General features: G+C 51.4%; 1 protein-coding gene. It reads left to right on the top strand.

What is annotated here, in order from left to right:
- The coding region (msrB, locus tag A8O25_RS22290; RefSeq protein ID WP_153042879.1) for a peptide-methionine (R)-S-oxide reductase MsrB at window positions 1–403 on the top strand (403 nt) is incomplete at its 5' end.
- Window positions 404–1413: the final 1010 nt, after the last annotated feature.

The raw sequence follows: 1413 nt of genomic DNA, 5'->3' as shown, positions 1-1413 counted from the left end.
ACCGCGCGCGCTGGAGCGTTTTGGGTTTACCAATGTACACGTGCTGGAGGCGCAGGCTACGCCCGATGGGAATTTCCCGACGGTAGTGTACCCCAACCCGGGGCGCTACGTCTGCGCCGCCTGCGGCAGCCTGCTGTTTCACGCTGCCACTAAGTACCACGCCATCTCCGGCTGGCCCAGTTTCACCCAACCCGCCAGCAAGGGCGCTATTAAATACCTCTTTGACAACAGCCACCGCATGCAGCGCATTGAGGTACAGTGCAATGTCTGTGACGGCCACCTGGGCCACGTGTTTCCAGACGGGCCGGAGCCATTTGGACTGCGGTACTGTATCAATTCTGAAAGTTTGGCGAGGATTGAGGAAACCGATGGATCTGTACAGGAGGCTTCTGCAAATAATTAAAGTTTTCCTTTTAGCCACTGATATTGCGTGGAACCTACACCAAGGGCCTGCTTTTACTAATTGCAGTAAACGACCTTCTTAGCAGCCGGTATTACGCCTTACCTACCCCTCCAGGGAGAGGAATTCTATTTAGAGAGGCGATTGGCGTGATGGAATACATCACATTCCACTTTCTCGCTCTTTAGGCTCCTTTCTCTCCGCTCTTCCAGATTTTCAATCCGGAAGCAGGTACTCCAGGGATTTGCAATCCCCGTCCCAGAATATTTGCCCCGCAAAAGCCGCGGATTGCAAATCCGCCAGGTACTTAAGTTCGGGATTACAAATCCCGAACAGCACTGATGCTGAACCGTGAAGCAATGAACACCGCTACAAGCTCTGAAACTCGCTCTTTCCGCTCTTTCTCCGCTCTTCCGGAGTTCTACTCCGGAAACACCCGGCCGGGGAGTTCCACTCCCCTTCTTTTGCCCGTGGTTCCCGGCGGAGTGGAACTCCCCGGCAGGCGGGTTCGGGAGTAGAACTCCCGAACAGCACTGACAGCACTGATGCTGAACGGTGAAGCAATGAACTTCCGCTGTTCCGGAGTTCTACTCCCGAACAGCTCATTTATACTTTGCTACTTTCTTTCTTTCATACTTACATTCATACTTTCCTATAAGCCATACAAGTTTAATCTATAGCCTACCTACGGCGCCGAAGTTATTTACTTGCCTAACGTGGTAAGTCCCAAAAGCAACTTCCTCACTTCAACAAACGAAGGAAAGATGGGCAATGCACCCACACTAACGTCTCAATCGTCAAAGTTACCAGTACTCTAAACTCCTGTTTTTGGCCTACTTTTCACAAAACAGCCCAGAAACGCAATTTCCCGTCCACCCTTAATTGCCAAAGCAAGCATTCCTGATACTCCCCTCCTCGGAGGGGGTTGGGGTGGGTTTCACGCATAGCCTTATACTTGCAACACCCCATAAAAAAACTGCTCGTTTTCGGCCTGTTTTTGAGAAAACAGGCCG

The organism is Rufibacter ruber (genome assembly GCF_001647275.1).
In the GTDB taxonomy this organism is placed as follows: Bacteria; Bacteroidota; Bacteroidia; order Cytophagales; family Hymenobacteraceae; genus Nibribacter; species Nibribacter ruber_C.
The sequence above is the reverse complement of the archived record's forward strand: the minus strand, read 5'-3'. Positions and strand labels throughout refer to the sequence as shown.